The organism is Denitratimonas tolerans (genome assembly GCF_037203605.1).
Classification (GTDB): Bacteria; Pseudomonadota; Gammaproteobacteria; order Xanthomonadales; family Xanthomonadaceae; genus Denitratimonas; species Denitratimonas tolerans.
In genome coordinates, this window is sequence record NZ_JBBDHC010000013.1 from 1 (window position 1) to 17497 (window position 17497).

General features: G+C 69.5%; 17 protein-coding genes. 15 read left to right on the top strand and 2 right to left on the bottom strand.

Annotation, left to right across the window (positions count from 1 at the left end; all coding sequences use genetic code 11):
• Positions 1–222: 222 nt before the first annotated feature.
• Complete coding sequence (locus WB794_RS09460) at positions 223–780, top strand: RNA pyrophosphohydrolase (RefSeq protein ID WP_337335615.1); 558 nt, start codon at positions 223–225, stop codon at positions 778–780.
• A gap of 41 nt (positions 781–821) precedes the next feature.
• Here WB794_RS09460 and WB794_RS09465 read toward each other — a convergent pair whose 3' ends face one another.
• Together WB794_RS09465 and WB794_RS09470 are read right to left on the bottom strand one after the other, a co-directional pair.
• Positions 822–1949, bottom strand: a complete 1128-nt coding sequence (locus WB794_RS09465; RefSeq protein WP_337335616.1) for a peptidoglycan -binding protein — start codon at positions 1947–1949, stop codon at positions 822–824.
• Between the two features lie 3 nt (positions 1950–1952).
• Entirely contained in the window at positions 1953–2999 is a 1047-nt protein-coding gene (locus WB794_RS09470) for a flagellar motor protein MotA (protein ID WP_337335617.1), read from the bottom strand.
• A gap of 90 nt (positions 3000–3089) precedes the next feature.
• On the opposite strand from WB794_RS09470, the gene WB794_RS09475 reads away from it, so the two are divergent.
• The 14 genes from WB794_RS09475 to holA all read left to right on the top strand — a co-directional run bounded on the left by WB794_RS09475 (position 3090) and on the right by holA (position 17497).
• Positions 3090–3677, top strand: coding sequence for an EF-hand domain-containing protein (locus WB794_RS09475; protein WP_337335618.1), 588 nt, complete (start codon positions 3090–3092; stop codon positions 3675–3677).
• Between the two features lie 69 nt (positions 3678–3746).
• Positions 3747–4307 (top strand): RNA polymerase sigma factor, encoded by a 561-nt coding sequence (locus WB794_RS09480; RefSeq protein ID WP_337335619.1) that lies wholly within the window; start codon positions 3747–3749, stop codon positions 4305–4307.
• A gap of 45 nt (positions 4308–4352) precedes the next feature.
• Positions 4353–4805, top strand: coding sequence for a hypothetical protein (locus WB794_RS09485; protein ID WP_337335620.1), 453 nt, complete (start codon positions 4353–4355; stop codon positions 4803–4805).
• Between the two features lie 88 nt (positions 4806–4893).
• The gene (locus WB794_RS09490) at positions 4894–5367 is read left to right on the top strand and encodes a periplasmic heavy metal sensor (RefSeq protein WP_337335621.1); all 474 of its coding nucleotides are present in this window, start codon (positions 4894–4896) and stop codon (positions 5365–5367) included.
• Positions 5368–5422: 55 nt separating this feature from the next.
• The gene (locus tag WB794_RS09495) at positions 5423–6601 is read left to right on the top strand and encodes an efflux RND transporter periplasmic adaptor subunit (RefSeq protein WP_337335622.1); all 1179 of its coding nucleotides are present in this window, start codon (positions 5423–5425) and stop codon (positions 6599–6601) included.
• Positions 6598–8571: a MacB family efflux pump subunit gene (locus WB794_RS09500; RefSeq protein ID WP_337335623.1), complete on the top strand. Its 1974-nt coding sequence runs from the start codon at positions 6598–6600 to the stop codon at positions 8569–8571. Before WB794_RS09495 ends, WB794_RS09500 begins: the two co-directional genes overlap by 4 nt.
• Positions 8572–8616: 45 nt before the next feature.
• On the top strand, positions 8617–9258 hold the full coding sequence (locus tag WB794_RS09505; protein WP_337335624.1) for a thymidine kinase: 642 nt from the start codon (positions 8617–8619) through the stop codon (positions 9256–9258).
• 97 nt (positions 9259–9355) lie between these two features.
• Complete coding sequence (locus tag WB794_RS09510; RefSeq protein WP_337335625.1) at positions 9356–10960, top strand: AAA family ATPase; 1605 nt, start codon at positions 9356–9358, stop codon at positions 10958–10960.
• A gap of 29 nt (positions 10961–10989) precedes the next feature.
• A complete protein-coding gene (locus WB794_RS09515; RefSeq protein WP_337335626.1) occupies positions 10990–11754 on the top strand; it encodes a general secretion pathway protein GspB in 765 nt (254 codons plus the stop codon).
• Positions 11755–11775: 21 nt separating this feature from the next.
• A complete protein-coding gene (locus WB794_RS09520) occupies positions 11776–12459 on the top strand; it encodes a rhomboid family intramembrane serine protease (protein WP_337335627.1) in 684 nt (227 codons plus the stop codon).
• 141 nt (positions 12460–12600) lie between these two features.
• Positions 12601–15318 (top strand): leucine--tRNA ligase, encoded by a 2718-nt coding sequence (gene leuS, locus WB794_RS09525; RefSeq protein ID WP_337335628.1) that lies wholly within the window; start codon positions 12601–12603, stop codon positions 15316–15318.
• Positions 15319–15342: 24 nt separating this feature from the next.
• On the top strand, positions 15343–15984 hold the full coding sequence (locus WB794_RS09530) for a glutathione S-transferase family protein (protein WP_337335629.1): 642 nt from the start codon (positions 15343–15345) through the stop codon (positions 15982–15984).
• Complete coding sequence (locus WB794_RS09535) at positions 15981–16478, top strand: LPS-assembly lipoprotein LptE (RefSeq protein WP_337335630.1); 498 nt, start codon at positions 15981–15983, stop codon at positions 16476–16478. The genes WB794_RS09530 and WB794_RS09535 overlap by 4 nt, the downstream gene beginning before the upstream one ends.
• The gene (gene holA, locus WB794_RS09540) at positions 16478–17497 is read left to right on the top strand and encodes a DNA polymerase III subunit delta (RefSeq protein ID WP_337335631.1); all 1020 of its coding nucleotides are present in this window, start codon (positions 16478–16480) and stop codon (positions 17495–17497) included. Before WB794_RS09535 ends, holA begins: the two co-directional genes overlap by 1 nt.

Genomic DNA, 17497 nt, shown 5'->3' on the forward strand with positions numbered 1-17497 from the left:
ATGCGAGAGTAGGTCATCGCCAGGGCCTTGTGCCAAAACCCCGCAGCTCACGCTGCGGGGTTTTTCTTTGCGCGCGCCAGTGCCGAAGATTTCGATCGCATGCCGGTCGGAGCGAGCGGCCTGGCGTCACAGCCGATTGCGCGCAGCGCGCCGACGGCTCCCGGGTTGTTCGAGGCGTGTGGCTGTGGCACTCTCGCTCGAGAAGTTCCTGGAGAGTGACCCGTGATCGATCCAGACGGATATCGACCCAACGTGGGCATCATCCTCATGCATTCCGACGGCCGTGTGTTCTGGGCGCGGCGGGCGCGGCGGGATGGCTGGCAGTTTCCGCAGGGCGGCATGCGCACGGACGAGACGCCGATCGAGGCCATGTATCGCGAGCTGGAGGAAGAAACCGGCCTTCGGGAAGAGCACGTGGAAGTGCTCGCCAGCACGCCGGGCTGGCTGCGCTACCGCCTGCCGAAGCGCTTCGTGCGCACTGCGCAGCGTCCGGTGTGCATCGGCCAGAAGCAGGTCTGGTTCCTGCTGCGCCTGGTGGCCGACGAGCGCCACGTCAAGCTCGATCTGACCGACAAGCCCGAGTTCGACCGCTGGCAGTGGGTGGATTTCTGGTACCCGTTCGAGCACGTCGTCGACTTCAAGCGCGAGGTCTACCTGCGTGCCCTGCGGCACGTCGCGCCCATCGCGCAGGCCGTGGCGGAGGCGGCGGTGATCCTCGGTGGCGTGCCGGAGAACGATGCTTCGGCCGCTGCGGGAATGCCGCAGCGCCGCGCTGGCTGAGCGTGCCCGAACGGTCCGCGGGCCGTTCGGTTGTTCCGCACTCAGCGGTTGGTGAGCTGGATCTCGATGCGTCGGTTGATCGCGTAGGCGGCTTCGTTGTCGCCGGGATCCAGCGGCCGGAACTCGCCGAATCCATTGGCGGACAGCCGATTGGCGGGCACGCCGCGGGTCACCAGGTACTTCACGATGGCAATGGCGCGCGCGCTGGAAAGCTCCCAGTTCGACGGGAAGCGTCCGGTGGCGATGGGGCGTCGATCGGTGTGGCCGTCGATGCGCAGCACCCAGTCCACGTCGCTCGGTATTTCGCTGGCGACTTCGCTGAGCGTGGTAGCCAGGGAATCGAGTTGCTGCCGCGCGACGGGCGTCAGTTCGTCGGTGCCGGAGGCGAAAAGCAGTTCGCTGGGAACCACGAAGCGGTCGCCCACGATCTGGATGTCCGAACGCCCGCCCAGCACTTCGCGCAGCTTGCCGAAGAAGTCGGAGCGGTAGCGCTGCAGTTCGTTGACGCGCTGCGCGAGCGCAAGGTTGAGCTCCTTGCCCAGCTCCTCGATGCGCACGTCCTTGGCCTTGCCCTGCGCGCGGGCAAGATCCAGCGAGGCGGCAATCTCTTCCAGCTGAAGGCGCAGTGCGGCCACTTGACGGTTCAGCAGCTCGACCTGCGCGGCGGATTTGGCCGAAAGCTCGGTCTGGGCGGCGAGCTTTTCGCGCTCCTCGTCAAGCGCGCCCAGCTGCGCGGCGATCTCGGCTTCGAGCTGGCGCTTCAGTTCGTCCAGCGCGCTGATGTCGGAGGAGAGACGCGCGATCTGCGCCTGGTCCTCCTCGCCGCGCGCCTGGGCCTGGGTCAGAGCGGCCTGGGTGGTGTCGAGAGACAGCCGCAGCGCGTCGCGTTCGCCGGATGCGGTGGCCAGCGTAGCGGAGAGTTCGTCCACCTGCTTCATTGCGACGGCCTTGGCGTCCTGCTCCATCGACAGCGTTTTCGCCAGCTGCGCCAGTTCGGCGTTGAGCTGCGCCAGCGCCCGGTCACGGCCGGAGAGGGCATCGGACAGCACGAACTGGCCGATCGTGAAAATCAGCAGCATGAAAACCAGCACCATCAGCAGCGAGCTGAGGGCATCGACGAAGCCGGGCCAGAAATCGATGCCGCGGCGGCGGCGTGCCAGTGAGGTCATGGCTCAGCGCCGGCCTTCGACCGCAGCGGCCAGCGTGCGCGACAGCAGGCGGAACTCGGCGCGCAGTTCGTCGCTGACCCGCGCTCCGCCGCCACCCTGCTGCGCCAGCGCCTTCAGCGCGTTGCGTACCTCGGCCTGGGTGTCGGCCAGTTCCGCCAGGCCACGTGATTCACGCGCGAGGTGCTCGGAAAGCCGCGCCAGGTGATCGTTCAATTCAGCCATCTGCTGTACGCTGCCGCGCCGCTCGCGCTCGCTGTCCACCAGCGCGCGCTGCATCCGCTCCAGACCATCCGCGGTCTGCTCCAGCAGCGCCTGCACGTAGGCCGGTACGCTGGCCTCGCCTTCACCCAGCGCGCCGCCGGACGACAGGCGCGTCATGCCCGAGAGCCAGTCCTCAACCTCCGTGTAGAAGCGGTTGGCCGCGCGCGCGGCGAGCAAATCGACGAGGCCCAGGATGAGCGAGCAGGCCAGGCCGAACAGGGAGGTGGAAAAACTCGTCGCCATGCCCGAGAGCGGTTGCTGCAGCTGCGACTTGAGCGTATCGAACATCGCCACCGCATCGCTGCCGGCACCCAGGCCCGCGATGATTTCCCCGACCGAGGCTATCGTGATGAGCAGGCCCCAGAAGGTGCCGAGCAGGCCTAGGAAGATCAGCAGGCCCACGAGATAGCGCGACAGGTCGCGTTGTTCCTCCAGCCGCAGGTGGATCGAGTCGAGGATCGAGCGCATCGACTGGGTGGAGAGCGTCTGCGGCTTGCGCCCGCCCTGCGAAAGCATGCGCGCCATGGGGGCCAGCAGCACCGGCGTTTCGAGCGTGCGCTCCGGGCTGGAGCGCCGGTAGGCCTCGATCCAGTCGACCTCGCGCTGCAGGCGCAGCACCTGGCGCAGGTTCGCGATGATGCCGATGGCGAACACCGCGAGGATCACCGCGTTGAAGATGGGCGTGGCCGAGAATGCGCGCAGCAACGGTGCGTACAGCGCACCGGCGACGAGGGCAATGGCGGCGAGGACGCCGAGTATCCAGAGGAGGACGCGCTGGGGCTGGCTCATGGAAATCCTGCGTTGGAACCGGAACGAGGGCCGCAGAGCATGGCGGCTGCTGGCTGAACCGTCGGGCGCGTGCCCGAAGGAGGCGGCGGGTTGGACAAGCTGAACGCCGACAGGTTCCGCTGCCGCGCATCGCGACGGAATCGCCGGCCCGGCACGTTGAAGACTCCGGATGCGCATCCCGCGCACCGTTTCAGAAATTTCGATGAAACAAGGAGTGTTCCCATGTCGAACCCACGTTTCCCGCTTCTTGCGCTGGCGCTGCCGGCGCTGCTCCTGGCCGTGCCCGCGTTCGCTCAGGCCCCGCAGGGCGAACGTCCCATGCGCGACGGGCGCGGATCGCAGCCGGTGGTTCTGGCTGAGGCCCACCAGCGCGCGATTGACCACGCCAGCGCGATTGATGCCAACGGCGACGGCGTCATCGACGCGGCCGAACTACAGGCCATGCACGAGAAGGCACGGACCGAGCGCGCGCAGCGTCGTCTTGACACGCTCGATGCCGATGGCGACGGGCGCGTGACGGTGGAAGAGTTCGTGGCCGCCCGCCAGGCCCGCCTTGCAAGCATGGATACCGATGGCGACGGTGTGGTCAGCGTCGAGGAATTCCGTGCCGCGAGCCATGGCAAGGGCCGCAGGCACCGTCACGGGCAAGGCCCCGGTCCCGGCCCGAAGCCGCGCTGACCGCAGCCGGCGGCTCTGCTAACGTCCATGGATGCGAGCCTCCCCTGGCCCCGATGGCAGGTTCCGGCGATGAGTTCGTCGCTGGAGCCTGCGCCCGTGCACGATCCGGATGCGGACGATCTCGTCTGCGCGGCGACCGGCGACGAGCGCGCGTTTTCGCGCCTGGTCGATCGCCATCTGCCCATGGTGTACCGGCTGGCCTGGCGCACGCTCGGCGTGGAGGCGGATGCCGAGGACGTGGCGCAGGAAACGTTTCTGCGCGCCCACCGCCAGCTGCCGCGCTGGCGCTCCGGGCAGGCGCGCTTTTCCACTTGGCTGTACCGGGTGGCGCTGAACCTGTGCCAGGACCACCTGCGCCGCCGCCGCGACTGGGTGCCGATCGACACCATGGAACTGGTCGATCACGATGCCGCACCCGAACGCGCGCTGGAGCGCATGGACGTGTCGCGCCGCGTTGCCGATGCCATCGCCGCCCTGCCCGTGCGCCAGCGCGAGGCCCTGCTGCTGTGCCACTTCGAAGGGCAGAGCAATGCCGAGGCGGCGCGGGTGCTGGAGGTGTCGGTGGATGCGCTCGAATCGCTCCTGGCGCGGGCGCGCCAGAACCTGCGCGCGGTGCTTGGTCATGAATGACCATCCCGCCCGCAGGCCGGTTTCACTGTATCAGGAGGCAAGACCATGACATCGCGTTCGCCCGCCGAAGCCAATCGCCTGCTCGCCATCCACGGTGCCGATCCGGCGCGTTGGCCAGCGCCGGATCGCGCGCTGATCGAGGCCGTCGATCCGGCGGCGCGCGCCGCGCAGGCGCGGCTGGACCAATCGCTGGCGGCGTTCGAGTCGCCGCCGCTTCCGATGCATCTGCGGACAGCGATCCTGGCGGCGGTACGGGCAGACAGCCAGTCGCGGCGTGCCGCCTGGCGCGCGGCGCTGCTGGCGCTGTGGCATGAATTGGGCGGGGCGCGCGTGGCGGCACCCGTGTTCGCACTGGCCCTGGCAGCCGGCATCGGATTGGGCAGTGGCCTCATGCCCGCCACCGGCCCGGGTGACGGCATCGACGACCTGCTGACCCTGGCGCTGATCGACGACACCTACCTTGCGCTGGCCCCTGACTGGAGCGGAAACGTCCCATGACCTGCTTGCATCTCCCGACCAGCCCCTTCCCGGAAGGCTGCGCCGCAGCGGTGCGGCGACAGGCCGGGCGCGCGCCGAGGATCCACCCATGACCCGATCCGTTCGCCTCATCCTGCTCGCTTCGCTCGCGCTCAATCTGGCCTTGGGCGCGAGCCTGGCGTGGCTTGTGTTCCAGCCCGGGCGCGCGGCGCTCGAGACGCGCCAGCGCGAGACGCCGACGATGTTCCGCCCCGAAGCCTTGCGCCGCGCCTTGCCGAAGGAGCGCAGCGAGGTGGTCGATGCCGTGCTCGCGCGGCACCGCGACGCCATGCACACGCGCATCCGGGCACAGTCACAGGCGCGCGATGGCGTACGCGAAGCGCTGCGCGCCGAGCCGTTCGTGCGTTCGCAGCTGGAGGATGCGTTTGCGCGGCTGCGCGACGCGGAAGGACACACCGCCGAAGAAGCCCATGCGCTGCTGGTCGATCTGGCCTCGCGCGCCACGCCGGAGGAGCGCGAGCGCCTGTCGCGCATCATGAAAAATCGCCATGGCTCGCGCGAGCGGCACAGGTCGGACCACTGAAATCCGGCCGCGCCGACCCTGTTTCCACCCCGATCGATTCGAAGAAGGAAGACCCATGGCCAACCCGCGCCGTCGCCTCGTTCCCCTCCTTGTGGCCGCCATCATCCTTGCTGCCGGCGGCCTGGCCTGGTGGAAGTTCTCCGGCACGAGCGGCCAGTCCACGGCGCAGGCCACCGCGGTCGCTGCCGTCGCCGACATCGAGAACACCGTTTCGGCGCTCGGCAAGATCGGCCCCAAGACCTATGTCGACGTGGGCGCGCAGCTTTCAGGCCAGCTCGAAAAGCTGCACGTGGAGGTGGGTGATCGGGTGACGCAGGGCGCGCTGCTGGCCGAGATCGACCCGCGGATCTATGAGAGCCGCGTGGACGGTGATCGCGCGCGGGTCGCCAGCCTGACCGCGCAGCTGGCCGAGCGCGGTGCCAATCTCGAGCTGGCGCGCATCACCCACGAGCGCAACGCCTCGGTGGCCGAGCGTGGCCTGATCGCGCGCGACGTGCTCGACACCAGCGCGGCGCAGCTCAAGCAGGCGCAGGCACAGGTCACCTCGCTGCGCGCCCAGCTCGAGGAGGCCCAGTCGACCCTGGAGGGCAACGAGGCGAATCTGGGGTATGCGCGCATTTATGCGCCCATCGCCGGCACCGTGGTATCGCTCACCGCGCTCGAAGGCCAGACCCTCAACGCCAACCAGATCGCGCCCAACATCCTGCGCATCGCCGATCTCGACACCATGACCGTGATCGCCCAGGTGGCCGAGGCTGACATCGGGCGCGTGCTCGTGGACATGCCGGCCTGGTTCACCACGCTCGGCCAACCCGATCGGCGCTGGCACGGGACGGTGCGCCAGATCCAGCCCACCCCCGACATCGTCAACGAGGTGGTGCTCTACAAGGTGCTGATCGACGTGGAAAATACCGATGGCGCGCTGCTGCCGGACATGACCGCGCAGGTGTTCTTCGTGATCGCCCAGGCGCAGCAGGTGGTCACGGTGCCGGCAGCGGCCGTATTCAGCCCGCCCGATGCGCGCGGGCAGAGTTTCGTGCGCGTGCCGGGGCCGGAAGGCACGCCGCCGCGTGCGGTGGAAACCGGGCTGCGCGATCGTGAAAAGGTGCAGATCGTTTCGGGCCTGGCGGCGGGCGACACCGTGCTCCTGCCCGATGCCGGCCCAGTGCGCGGGGCCGCGCCGGGCGCGGCCCCGCGGCCGCCGATGGGCATGATGGGCGGGCCGCGCCGATGAACGCCCCCGAGCGCGCGGCCGCGGCGCTGCCTGCGAAGAGCGCGACCCTGCTGCGCCTGTCGCAGGTGTGCCGCTACTACGGCAGCGGCGAGGCGCAGGTGAAGGCGCTCGATGGCGCGGATCTGGAGATCGGCGCGGGCGAGTTCGTCGCCATCATGGGCCAGTCCGGTTCGGGCAAGAGCACGCTGATGAACATTCTCGGCTGCCTGGATCGCCCGACCTCCGGGCGCTACGAGGTGCTGGGGCGAGACGTGGGCACGCTGTCGCCCGACGAGCTGGCGGCACTGCGCCGCGATGCCTTCGGCTTCGTGTTCCAGCGCTACAACCTGCTGGCCGATGCCACCGCCACGGAGAACGTGGAAATCCCCGCCGCCTACGCCGGATCGACGCGCCGCGAACGGCAGGAGCGTGCGGTCGAACTGCTGGGCGAACTGGGCCTGGGAGATCGTGCCGACCATCGCCCCAGCCAGCTTTCCGGCGGCCAGCAGCAGCGCGTGGCCATCGCCCGCGCGCTGGTGAACGATGCGCCGGTGATCCTCGCCGACGAGCCCACCGGCGCACTCGACAGCCAGAGCGGGCAGGACGTGCTGGCCCTGCTCAAACGTCTCAATGGCGAAGGCCGCACCGTCATCCTCATCACCCACGATCCGGGCGTCGCGGCGCATGCCGAGCGGATCATCGAGCTGCGCGACGGGCGGGTGGTTTCCGATGTTCCCGGAGCGGGGACATCGGCGCGCAGCGTGCCTGCCGCGCTGGGGGAAAAGCGCACGCGCGGGCTGGCGAGCGAGATGTCCGAAGCGGTGAAGATGGCGCTGCGCTCGATGCGCAGCAACCTGTTCCGCACTGCGCTCACCCTGCTGGGCGTGGTGATCGGCGTGGCCGCCGTGATCGTGATGCTGGCGATCGGTGACGGCAGCAAGCAGGACGTGCTCGATCGCATCGCGGCCATGGGCAGCAACCAGCTCTCGGTGCGTCCGGGCTTCAGCGGTTTCCGCGGTTCCGGCGACATCGCCACGCTCACGCCCGAAGACGCCGAGGCGATCCGCGCCATCGAGAACGTGCTGCTGGTGTCGCCCGAACGCTCGGGCAGCCAGGTGCTGCGCGCCGGCAGCCGCGACTACCGCAGCCAGGTGCAGGGCGTGTGGCCCGATTTCCAGGCGCTGCGCGACTGGCCGGTGGCGAGCGGCAGCTTCATCACCCGGGAGGACGTGCGCGGCTATGCGCCGGTGATCGTGCTGGGCCAGACCGTGGTGAAGAACCTCTATCCCGACGGCGCCGATCCCCTCGGCAGGTTCGTGCTGGTGCGCAACGTGCCCTTCGAGGTGATCGGCGTGCTCGGTGCCAAGGGCGCGTCGAGCTGGGGCCAGGACCAGGACGATGTGGCGCTGATTCCGCTGTCCACCGGCTTCATGCGTCTGTTCGGGCAGAGTTTCTTGAGCGGCATCACGGTGAAGGTGGCCAACGATGCGGCGATGGCGCGCGCCGAGGAGGCCATCATCGCGCTTTTGACCGAGCGCCACCGCACCGTGGATTTCCAGGTGCGCAATACCGCCTCGCTGCAGGAGGCCGTCACGGCCACGGCCGACACCCTGACCGCGCTGCTGGGGTCGGTTGCGGCCATTTCGCTGATCGTGGGCGGCATCGGCGTCATGAACATCATGCTGGTCAGCGTCACCGAACGCACCCGCGAGATCGGCATCCGCATGGCGACCGGCGCGCGCCGGCGCGACATCCTGCTGCAGTTCAACATCGAGGCCATCGTGGTGTGCGGCATCGGCGGCCTGCTGGGCGTGGCGCTGGGGCTGGGCGTGGGGATGCTGGTGCAGAACCTGGGCATGACGGTCGCGTTTTCCGCCGCGCCGGCGCTGCTGGCCTTCACCTGTGCCTTCCTCACCGGCGTGGTATTCGGCTACCTGCCGGCGCGCAAGGCGGCGCACATGGATCCGGTGGCGGCGCTGGCTTACGAGTGATCGCGCGGAGGATCGCGGTAGGATGCGTCCTCGCGCGAGGATTCCATGGCCAAGCTCTATTTCTACTATTCGGCGATGAATGCCGGAAAGACCACCACGCTGCTGCAAAGCGCGCACAACTATCACGAGCGCGGGATGCGCACGCTCATCCTCACGCCCAGGCTGGACAACCGCTTCGGCGAGGGCACGGTGGCGTCGCGCATCGGCCTGTCGGCGCGCGGGCGCATCTTCGAGCGCGACGACGTGCTCGATGCGCTGGTCGAAACCGATATCGCGGCCCATGGGCGGCTGCACTGCGTGCTGGTCGACGAGGCCCAGTTCCTCACCCGCGCCCAGGTCTGGCAGATCACCGAGATCGTGGATCGGCTGGACGTACCGGTGCTGGCTTACGGCCTGCGCACCGATTTTCGCGGCGAGCTGTTCGAGGGCAGCCAGTACCTCCTGGCCTGGGCCGACTCGATCACCGAGATCAAGACCATCTGCCACACTGGCCGCAAGGCCACGATGGTGGTGCGGGTGGACGAGCAGGGCCGCGCCGTCACCGACGGGCCGCAGGTGGAGATCGGCGGCAACGAGCGCTACGTCTCGGTGTCGCGCCCGGAGTTCAAGAAGATCGTCGCCGGCGAGGGGCGCATCGAACTGCAGCAGCCGCAGCTGCCCTTGCCCCCGACGCGTCCCGACGGTTGATTTAACCGATTCCTAACGCGAGTTTCCCCCGACGCTGGCTACAGTGCCTTCCCGTGCGCCTCACCGCGACGGACGTCCCGCCTGCCCTGTGGAGCGCATGTACCTCGATTTCTACGGCCTGCGCGAAGCGCCTTTTTCGATAACGCCGGATCCGCGCTTCGTTTTCCTTAGCGAACGCCATCGCGATGCGCTGGCGCACCTCCTCTATGGCATCGGCCAGGGCGGCGGCGGCGGCTTCGTGCAGCTGACCGGCGAAGTGGGCACCGGCAAGACCACGCTCTGCCGCCTCCTGCTGGAGCAGCTGCCCGACAACGTGCGGGTGGCGCTGGTGCTCAATCCGCGGCTGACCCCGCTGGAGCTTTTGCAGAGTATCGCCGAGGAGCTGAAGATCGACATTTCCGGGCGGCGCGAGTCGCTCAAGGGCCTGGTCGATGCGCTCAACGCCTTCCTGATCGACGCCTACGCCAAGGGCCTGCGGGTGGTACTGATCGTCGACGAGGCGCAGAACCTGTCGAACGAGGCGCTGGAGCAGATTCGCCTGCTCACCAATCTGGAAACCGCCACCCAGAAGCTCCTGCAGATCATCCTGCTGGGCCAGCCGGAGCTGCGCCAGATCGTGGCCCAGCCCGAGCTGCGTCAGCTTTCCCAGCGCATCACCGCGCGCTACCACCTGCAGCCGCTGGACGAGGGCGAAACCGATGCCTACCTGCGGCATCGGCTGGCGGTGGCGGGCAGCACGCGCTTTCCCTTCACGCGGCTGGCGGTGCGCCGCCTGCACCGTCATTCCGGCGGCGTGCCGCGGCTGATCAACACCATCGCCGATCGCGCGCTGATGGCCGGCTACGCGCGCGAGCAGGCGCAGGTGGGCGATTCGCTGGTCGATCGCGCCGCCGGCGAGGTGCTGGCCTCGCCGCTGCGGCGCTGGCGCGTGCGCCGGCTTGGCTGGCTTGTGGCCGTGGTGCTGCTGGCGGCGCTAATAACAACATTATGGGCTTGGCCGGTGCGCTCGCCCGAGGATCCGGTGCCGGCGGTGGCAGAGTCCGCGGAGCCGTCCGGGAGCGAGGGACGGGCGCTGCCTGACGTGCCTGTGGGCGAGCTTGTGGCGCGCGCCGATGCCACCCGCGAAGTCGCCTTCACCCGCCTTCTGGCCCAGTGGAAGCTGCGTGCCTCGGACGTGGGCGTGGCGACGGCCATGCGCTGCCCGGCGACGCTGGCACCCGGCATCCACTGCCTGCGCGGCAGCGGCAGCCTCGCCAAGCTCACCGCGCTGGGGCGGCCGGTGGTGCTGCGGCTCCATGTCGATGCGCAGGATGTCTGGGCCGTGCTGCTGGGCGTGGGCGAAAAGCAGGTGCGTCTGGCCCTGGGCGGGGAAACCCATGACATCCCGCGCGAGCGGCTGGATCCCTACTGGCTGGGCGAGTACTACGCCATCTGGCGCGCGCCGGCGTTCCTGTCCGGCACCACCCTGCGGCGCGGCGACAGCGGTCCCGCGGTCGAATGGCTGCAGCAGCGGCTGGTCGAGGGCGGCTTCGTCACGATGGACCTCGATGGACCGGCGCTGTTCGATGCGCGCATCGAAGCCGGGGTGCGGGCGCTGCAAGGTGCCACCGGCCTTTTGCCCGACGGCATCGTCGGCCCCGAAACCCTGATGGCGGTCAGCGGCATCGGCCGCGATGCCCCGCGCCTGCGGCGCACGCGCTGAGACGCGGCTGCAATGCGAGAACGCCGGCCATGTCATTGATTCTGGAAGCCCTGAAGAAATCCGAGGCCGAGCGCCGCCTTGGACAAGCGCCGGATATCTTGACGCCGGCACCGCGCGTGGCGGCGCGACGCCCGGCGTGGATCGGCGGTTTCGCGCTGGGCCTGGGCCTGGCGCTGCTCACCCTTGGCGCGGCGGCCTGGTGGTTCGCTGGTCGGACGCCCGATGCCGTGCCAACCGCGCCGGCGGCCGCCGTGGCCGATGGTCCGGCCGTCGAAGGTCCGAGCGTCGCACCCTCGAGCGCGCTGCCTACCCGCGCGCCGGCGCGGCGGCGGGCTCCCGACCTGCGCCCGCGGTCCGCGCCGGACCCGGTGCTGGCACCGGCTCCGGCAGTGCGCGACCCCGAGTTTTCCGGCCGCGAGCGCGAATCGGCGGCGCGGCCTGCGGGCAGTGGGCCGTTCGATATGCCGACGAGCGCCGCTCCGGCACTTGCGTCGCCGCATCCGGTGCCCATCGCGCCTTCCACGCCCGCGCCCGCGCCGGTCGCGCCGCCGGAACCGCTCGAGGCGCTTCCGGGCCTCGGCTGGCTCTCTGCGGCCGAGCGCGAGGGCCTGCCGCCGCTACGGCTGTCGATGCACGTCTACGACGAGGATCCGGCGGCCCGCTTCGTGCTGATCGACGGTCACCGCCTGCGCGAAGGCGATACGGTGGCCGAAGGGCTGGTGGTCGATACGATCCGGCCCGACGGCGTGGCGCTCGATCGGCGCGGCCGCCGCTTCCTGCTGCTGCGGCCCTGAGCGGCGCGGCGGGGGTTCGCGATGTTCATCCACGTTCCATCCCGCCGCCGCCCCGCCCCGCCTTGGGCGATGCCGCTCCTGGTGGTGGCCTGCATGACGGTCTGGATCTGGCTTGCCACGGGAGAGCCGGCCGCACGCGGCCCGTTCCTGCAGCGCTGGGGCACGGTGCCCGAAACCCTGTTCGCCGGCGGGGGGTTCTGGGACACGGTGCGCGACGGGCGCGTGCTGACCCTGTTCTCCGCGGTATTCGTGCATGCCGACTGGCTGCACCTGGTGGGAAACATGCTGTTCCTGGTGATCTTCGGCGTGCCGTCGGAGCGCGCGCTGGGGCCGTGGCGGCTGCTGGTGCTGTTCCTGGTCTGCGGCGCGCTTTCCAACCTCGCTGCCGCCTGGTCGCTCCAGCACACCCACGCGGCGGTCATCGTCGGTGCCAGCGGGGCGATTTCCGGCGTGATCGGTGCTTACCTCGCGCTGTTTCCGCGCGCCCACCTCGGTTTCGTGGTGCCGCTCGGGCTGTTCCTGGAGTTCGTGCGGACCCCGGCACCGCTGCTGATCGCGATCTGGGCGCTGCTGCAGCTCGGCTTCGTCTGGGTCGGCCCGGCCTTCGGTGCCGTGGCGTGGTGGGCGCACCTGACCGGTTTCGTGGTGGGCATGGTGATGGCGTTGCTCTGGCGTCCGGCCGTGGCCAGGCGGCTGCGGAGCTGACCGGATCGCCGGGTCGGCGGACTTTCCGTCGGCTTGGCTGGCCCGCCGGAGCACTTGCCGCGCGCCGGGCGTGCGCGTGCCGATTGAGCCGCATCGGGCTGCTGCGCTAGGCTGGCGCATTGCCTTCCCGTGTTCGCGACCATGCAAGAGACTTACGATCCCAAGGCGGTGGAAGCCGCCGCGCAGCAGTTCTGGACCGCGACCCGCGCCTTCGAAGTGAAGGAGCTGCCCGGGCGGCCCAAGTTCTACTGCCTCTCGATGCTGCCCTATCCGTCGGGCGCGCTGCACATGGGGCACGTGCGCAACTACACGATCGGCGATGTCATCAGCCGCTACAAGCGCATGACCGGCCACAACGTGCTGCAGCCGATGGGCTGGGATGCCTTCGGCCTGCCGGCCGAGAACGCCGCGATCAAGAACCGCACCGCGCCGGCGAAATGGACCTACGCCAACATCGGGCACATGCGCGAGCAGCTCAAGGCGCTGGGCTATGCGATCGACTGGTCGCGCGAGTTCGCCACCTGCCGGCCCGATTACTACGTGCACGAGCAACGCATGTTCGTGCGGCTGTTCGAAAAGGGTCTGGTGTACCGCAAGATGAGCGTGGTCAACTGGGATCCGGTCGACCAGACCGTGCTGGCGAACGAGCAAGTGGTCGACGGGCGCGGCTGGCGCTCGGGCGCGGTGGTGGAAAAGCGCGAGATCCCGCAATGGTTCCTGAAGATCACCGACTATGCCCAGGAACTGCTCGACGGCCTCGATGCGCTGCCGGGCTGGCCGGAGGCGGTCAAGACCATGCAGCGCAACTGGATCGGGCGCTCGGAAGGCCTGGAAATCGCTTTCCGGCTGGAGGATACGGACGAGCGCCTGTGCGTCTACACCACGCGCCCCGATACGCTGATGGGCGTCACCTTCATCTCGGTGGCCGCTGAACACCCCATTGCGCTGGCGGCAGCGGAAGGCTACGACGAGCTGCGCTACTTCATCGAGGAATGCCGCCACGGCGGCACCGCCGCGGCCGACGTCGAAACCCAGGACAAGCGCGGCGTTTTCACCGGGCGCTATGCGATCCATCCGGTCACCGGCGCGCGCGTGCCGATCTGGGCGGCGAACTTCGTGCTGATGGGGTATGGCACCGGTGCGGTGATGGCCGTGCCCGGTCACGACGAGCGCGACTGGGAGTTCGCGCAGAAATACGACCTGCCGATCCGCATGGTGATCGTGAGCGAGGCGGTGGCCGAGGCCATTGCCGAGCTGCAGCGCGACCTGCGGCGCAATGACGATGCGATGGAAGCGGCGCTGGGCGAATCGGCCCCGGTGGATGTCTACGAAGTGTCCGAGGCGGTGCGCGTGGTCGAGGACTTCGAGCGCCGCATCCAGGAGGAGGGGGCCTACGTCGAGCGCGGCATCCTGGTGAACTCCGACCAGTACGACGGCATGGACTTCGACGCCGCGTTCCAGGCCCTGGCGCAGCGTTTCGAACGCGAGGGCACCGGCGCGCGCAAGATCAACTATCGCCTGCGCGACTGGGGCGTCTCGCGCCAGCGCTACTGGGGCTGCCCGATTCCGATGATCCACTGCGAGCGCTGCGGCGTGGTGCCGGTGCCCGAGGACCAGCTGCCCGTGGTGCTGCCCGAGGACGTGGCGTTTTCCGGCGTGCGCTCGCCGCTCAAGGCTGATCCCGACTGGCGCAAGGTCGCCTGCCCGCAGTGCGGTGGCGCGGCCGAGCGCGAGACCGACACCTTCGACACCTTCATGGAGTCGAGCTGGTACTACGCGCGCTACACCTCGCCGGGCGCGGCGGACATGGTGGACGAACGCGCGCGCTACTGGCTGCCGGTGGACCAGTACATCGGCGGCATCGAGCACGCGATCATGCACCTGATGTATTTCCGCTTCTATCACAAGCTGTTGCGTGATGCGGGCATGGTCGATGGCGACGAGCCGGCGACCAACCTCCTGTGCCAGGGCATGGTGATCGCCGACACCTACTATCGCGAAAACGCCGACGGCTCGAAGGAGTGGTTCAATCCGGCCGAAGTTTCCGTGCAGCGTGACGACAAGGGCCGCGGCATCGGCGCGACCCTGGACAGCGACGGCCGCCCGGTGGCCATCGGCAGCGTCGAGAAGATGTCAAAGTCCAAGAACAACGGCGTCGATCCGCAGTCGATGATCGACAAATACGGTGCCGACACCGTGCGCCTGTTCTCCATGTTCGCCTCGCCCCCGGATCTTTCGCTGGAGTGGAACGAGGCCGGCGTGGAAGGCATGAGCCGATTCCTTCGCCGGCTCTGGGCGCAGGTAGCGCGGCACGTCGCGGCCGGACCGGTGGGAGCGCTGGACGTGCAGGCGCTCAGCGCCGCGCAGAAGACCCTGCGTCGGCAGCTGCACGAAACCATCCAGAAGGTTTCCGATGATTACGGCCGCCGCCTGGCCTTCAACACCGCCATTGCCGCGGTGATGGAGTTCCTCAACGCGCTGGCGAAGTTCGACGATGCCACCCCGAACGGCCGCGCGCTGCGCCACGAGGCGCTGTGCGCGGTGGTGCTGCTGCTCAATCCGATCACCCCGCACGTCGCGTTCGCACTGTGGCAGGCGCTGGACGAGCCACAGGCACTGATCGACGATGTGCCGTTCCCGCATGCCGACCCCACCGCACTGGTGCGCGATGCGGTCATGTTGGCGGTGCAGGTCAGCGGCAAGCTGCGTGGCACCATCGAGGTGCCGGCCAGCGCCACGCGCGAGGAAATCGAGGCGCGCGCGCTGGCTGAACCGGGCGTGGCGGCCTTCGTGGAAGGCAAGACGATCGCCAAGGTGATCGTGGTGCCGGGCAAGATCGTCAACATCGTCGCAAACTGAACGCAACGGATCGGAGGCCGGCGCATGATGCCCACGCTCAAGACCGACACGCCGCTGCTCTACGCCGCGCCGTTGTCGGGCTATTCGTACAAAGTGGTGCTGACGCTGCGCCTGCTGGGCATGGAATACGCGCTGCGGGTTGTGGATCTTTCCGTGCCGCGCGCGCTGCGGCCGGCCGAGTTCCGCGCGGTGGCGCGCTTCGGCGAAGTGCCGGTGCTGCTGATCGACGGCCTGGCGCTGTGCCAGTCCAACGCCATCCTCGAATACCTCGCGCGACGCCAGAGCGCCCTGCACGAGGGCGACGAGAGCCAGCGGCTGAAGGTGCGCGAATGGCTGGCCTGGGAGTGCGAGCGCATCGGCCTCAACCTGGCGCACGCCTGCGCCGCGCGCCATTTCGGGCATCACCCCGAGGCGGTGGCGAGCTGGTATCAGGCGCGCGCCGTGGAGGATTTCTCGCGCCTGGCGCAGGCGCTGGCGGATCGCCCCTTCCTGGTCGGCGACGCACCCACGATCGCGGACATCGCCTGCTTCGCCTGGCAGCCCTACGCCAAGGCGCTGGGCCTGTTCGTGCCGCTGCCGCCGGCCGTGGAAGCGTGGCAGAAGCGCATCCGCGCCTTGCCGGGATTCGTCGCGCCCGCCGACGCCTTCGCCGGAGCCGCGCCATGAGCACCGTGTGGCGTCTATCCGCGCTGCTGGCCGTGGCGTTCCTGGCCGGCTGCGGCTTCCAGCTGCGCGGGGAAATCACCCTGCCGCCCGAGCTTGCGCACATCCGGGTGCAGGTCGCCGATGCCTTCTCGCCGCTGCAGGGCAATCTCGAACAGGCGCTGGCCCGCGCCGGCGCGCGGGAGCCGACCGGCAAGGAGCGGTCCGCGCTGCTGCGCATCAGCCGCAACCAGATGAAGCGCATGCCGCTGTCGGTCGGGCGCACCGGGCGCGTGCAGGAGTACAGCATGCGCTATGAGGTGGTGATGACCCTGACCGATGCCACCGGCAGCGTGGTGGTGCCGGAACAGGAAATCGCGCTGGAGCGCAGCTACCAGTTCGAGACCCTGCGCGCGCAGGGTACGCCGGGCGAGGAAGAGGTCGTGCGCACCGAACTCGAGCGCGACATGACCCAGGCGATCCTGCGGCGCATCCGCGCCGCCGTCACCGATCCCTGATGACGCTCAGCCCGGCACAGCTCGAACAGCGGCTGGTGCGCGACGCGCTGCCGCCCGTGGTGCTGCTTGCCAGCGGCGAGCCGCTGCTGCTGCTGGAGGCCGGTGACGCGGTGCGCCGGCGCGCGCGGGAAGCCGGTTACGCCGAGCGCACCGTGTTCGACGTGGACGCGGGATTCGACTGGAGCGAGTTGGGCAGCGGGCTTGCGAGCCTGTCGCTGTTCGCCTCGCGACGTCTGATCGAACTGCGCCTTCCCACCGGCAGGCCGGGCAAGGAGGGCGGCGAGATGCTGGCCGCGATGGCACGCCAGCCTGCGCCGGACGTGGTGCTGCTGATCCAGGCCGCGCAGTGGAGCCGAGCGCACGAGACCGCCTGGGTGAAGGCGATCGACCAGGCCGGTTGGTTCGTGCCGATGTGGCCGGTGAAGCCGGCCGAGCTGCCGGCGTGGATCGGTCGGCGGCTGGCCGCGCGCGGCCTGGGCGCGGATGCGGGTGCGGTGGCGCTGCTGGCCGAGCGCGTCGAAGGCAACCTGCTTGCCGCCGCGCAGGAAATCGACAAGCTTGCGCTGCTGCATCCGGGTGCCCGCTTCGACGCCGCCGCGCTGCGCGCGCTGGTGGCCGACAGCGCCCGTCATGATGTGTTCGGCCTGACCGAGGCGGCCCTCGCAGGTGACGCCACGCACGCGCTGCGCATACTCGACGGCCTGCGGGGCGAAGGCGCGCAGGTGCCGGCGCTGCTGCCCTGGGTCGCCTCGCAGGTGGGCATCCTCGCGCGGCTCGCGGGCGTGCAGGCGCGGGGCGGCAATCTGGCCGCCGCGATGCAGGCGGCCGGGCTGTGGCAAAGCAAGGAACAATCGTTCCGGCGCGCGCTGGCGCGCGGCAGCGCCACGGATTTCGCGCGCCTGCTGGCCGCCTGCGGGCGGCTGGATCGCCTCTCCAAAGGCCGCGAGACGGGAGATCCCTGGCGCGAGATGGAACGGCTGATCGCAGGCATCGCCGCCCCCGGCGCGCTGCCCGCCTGA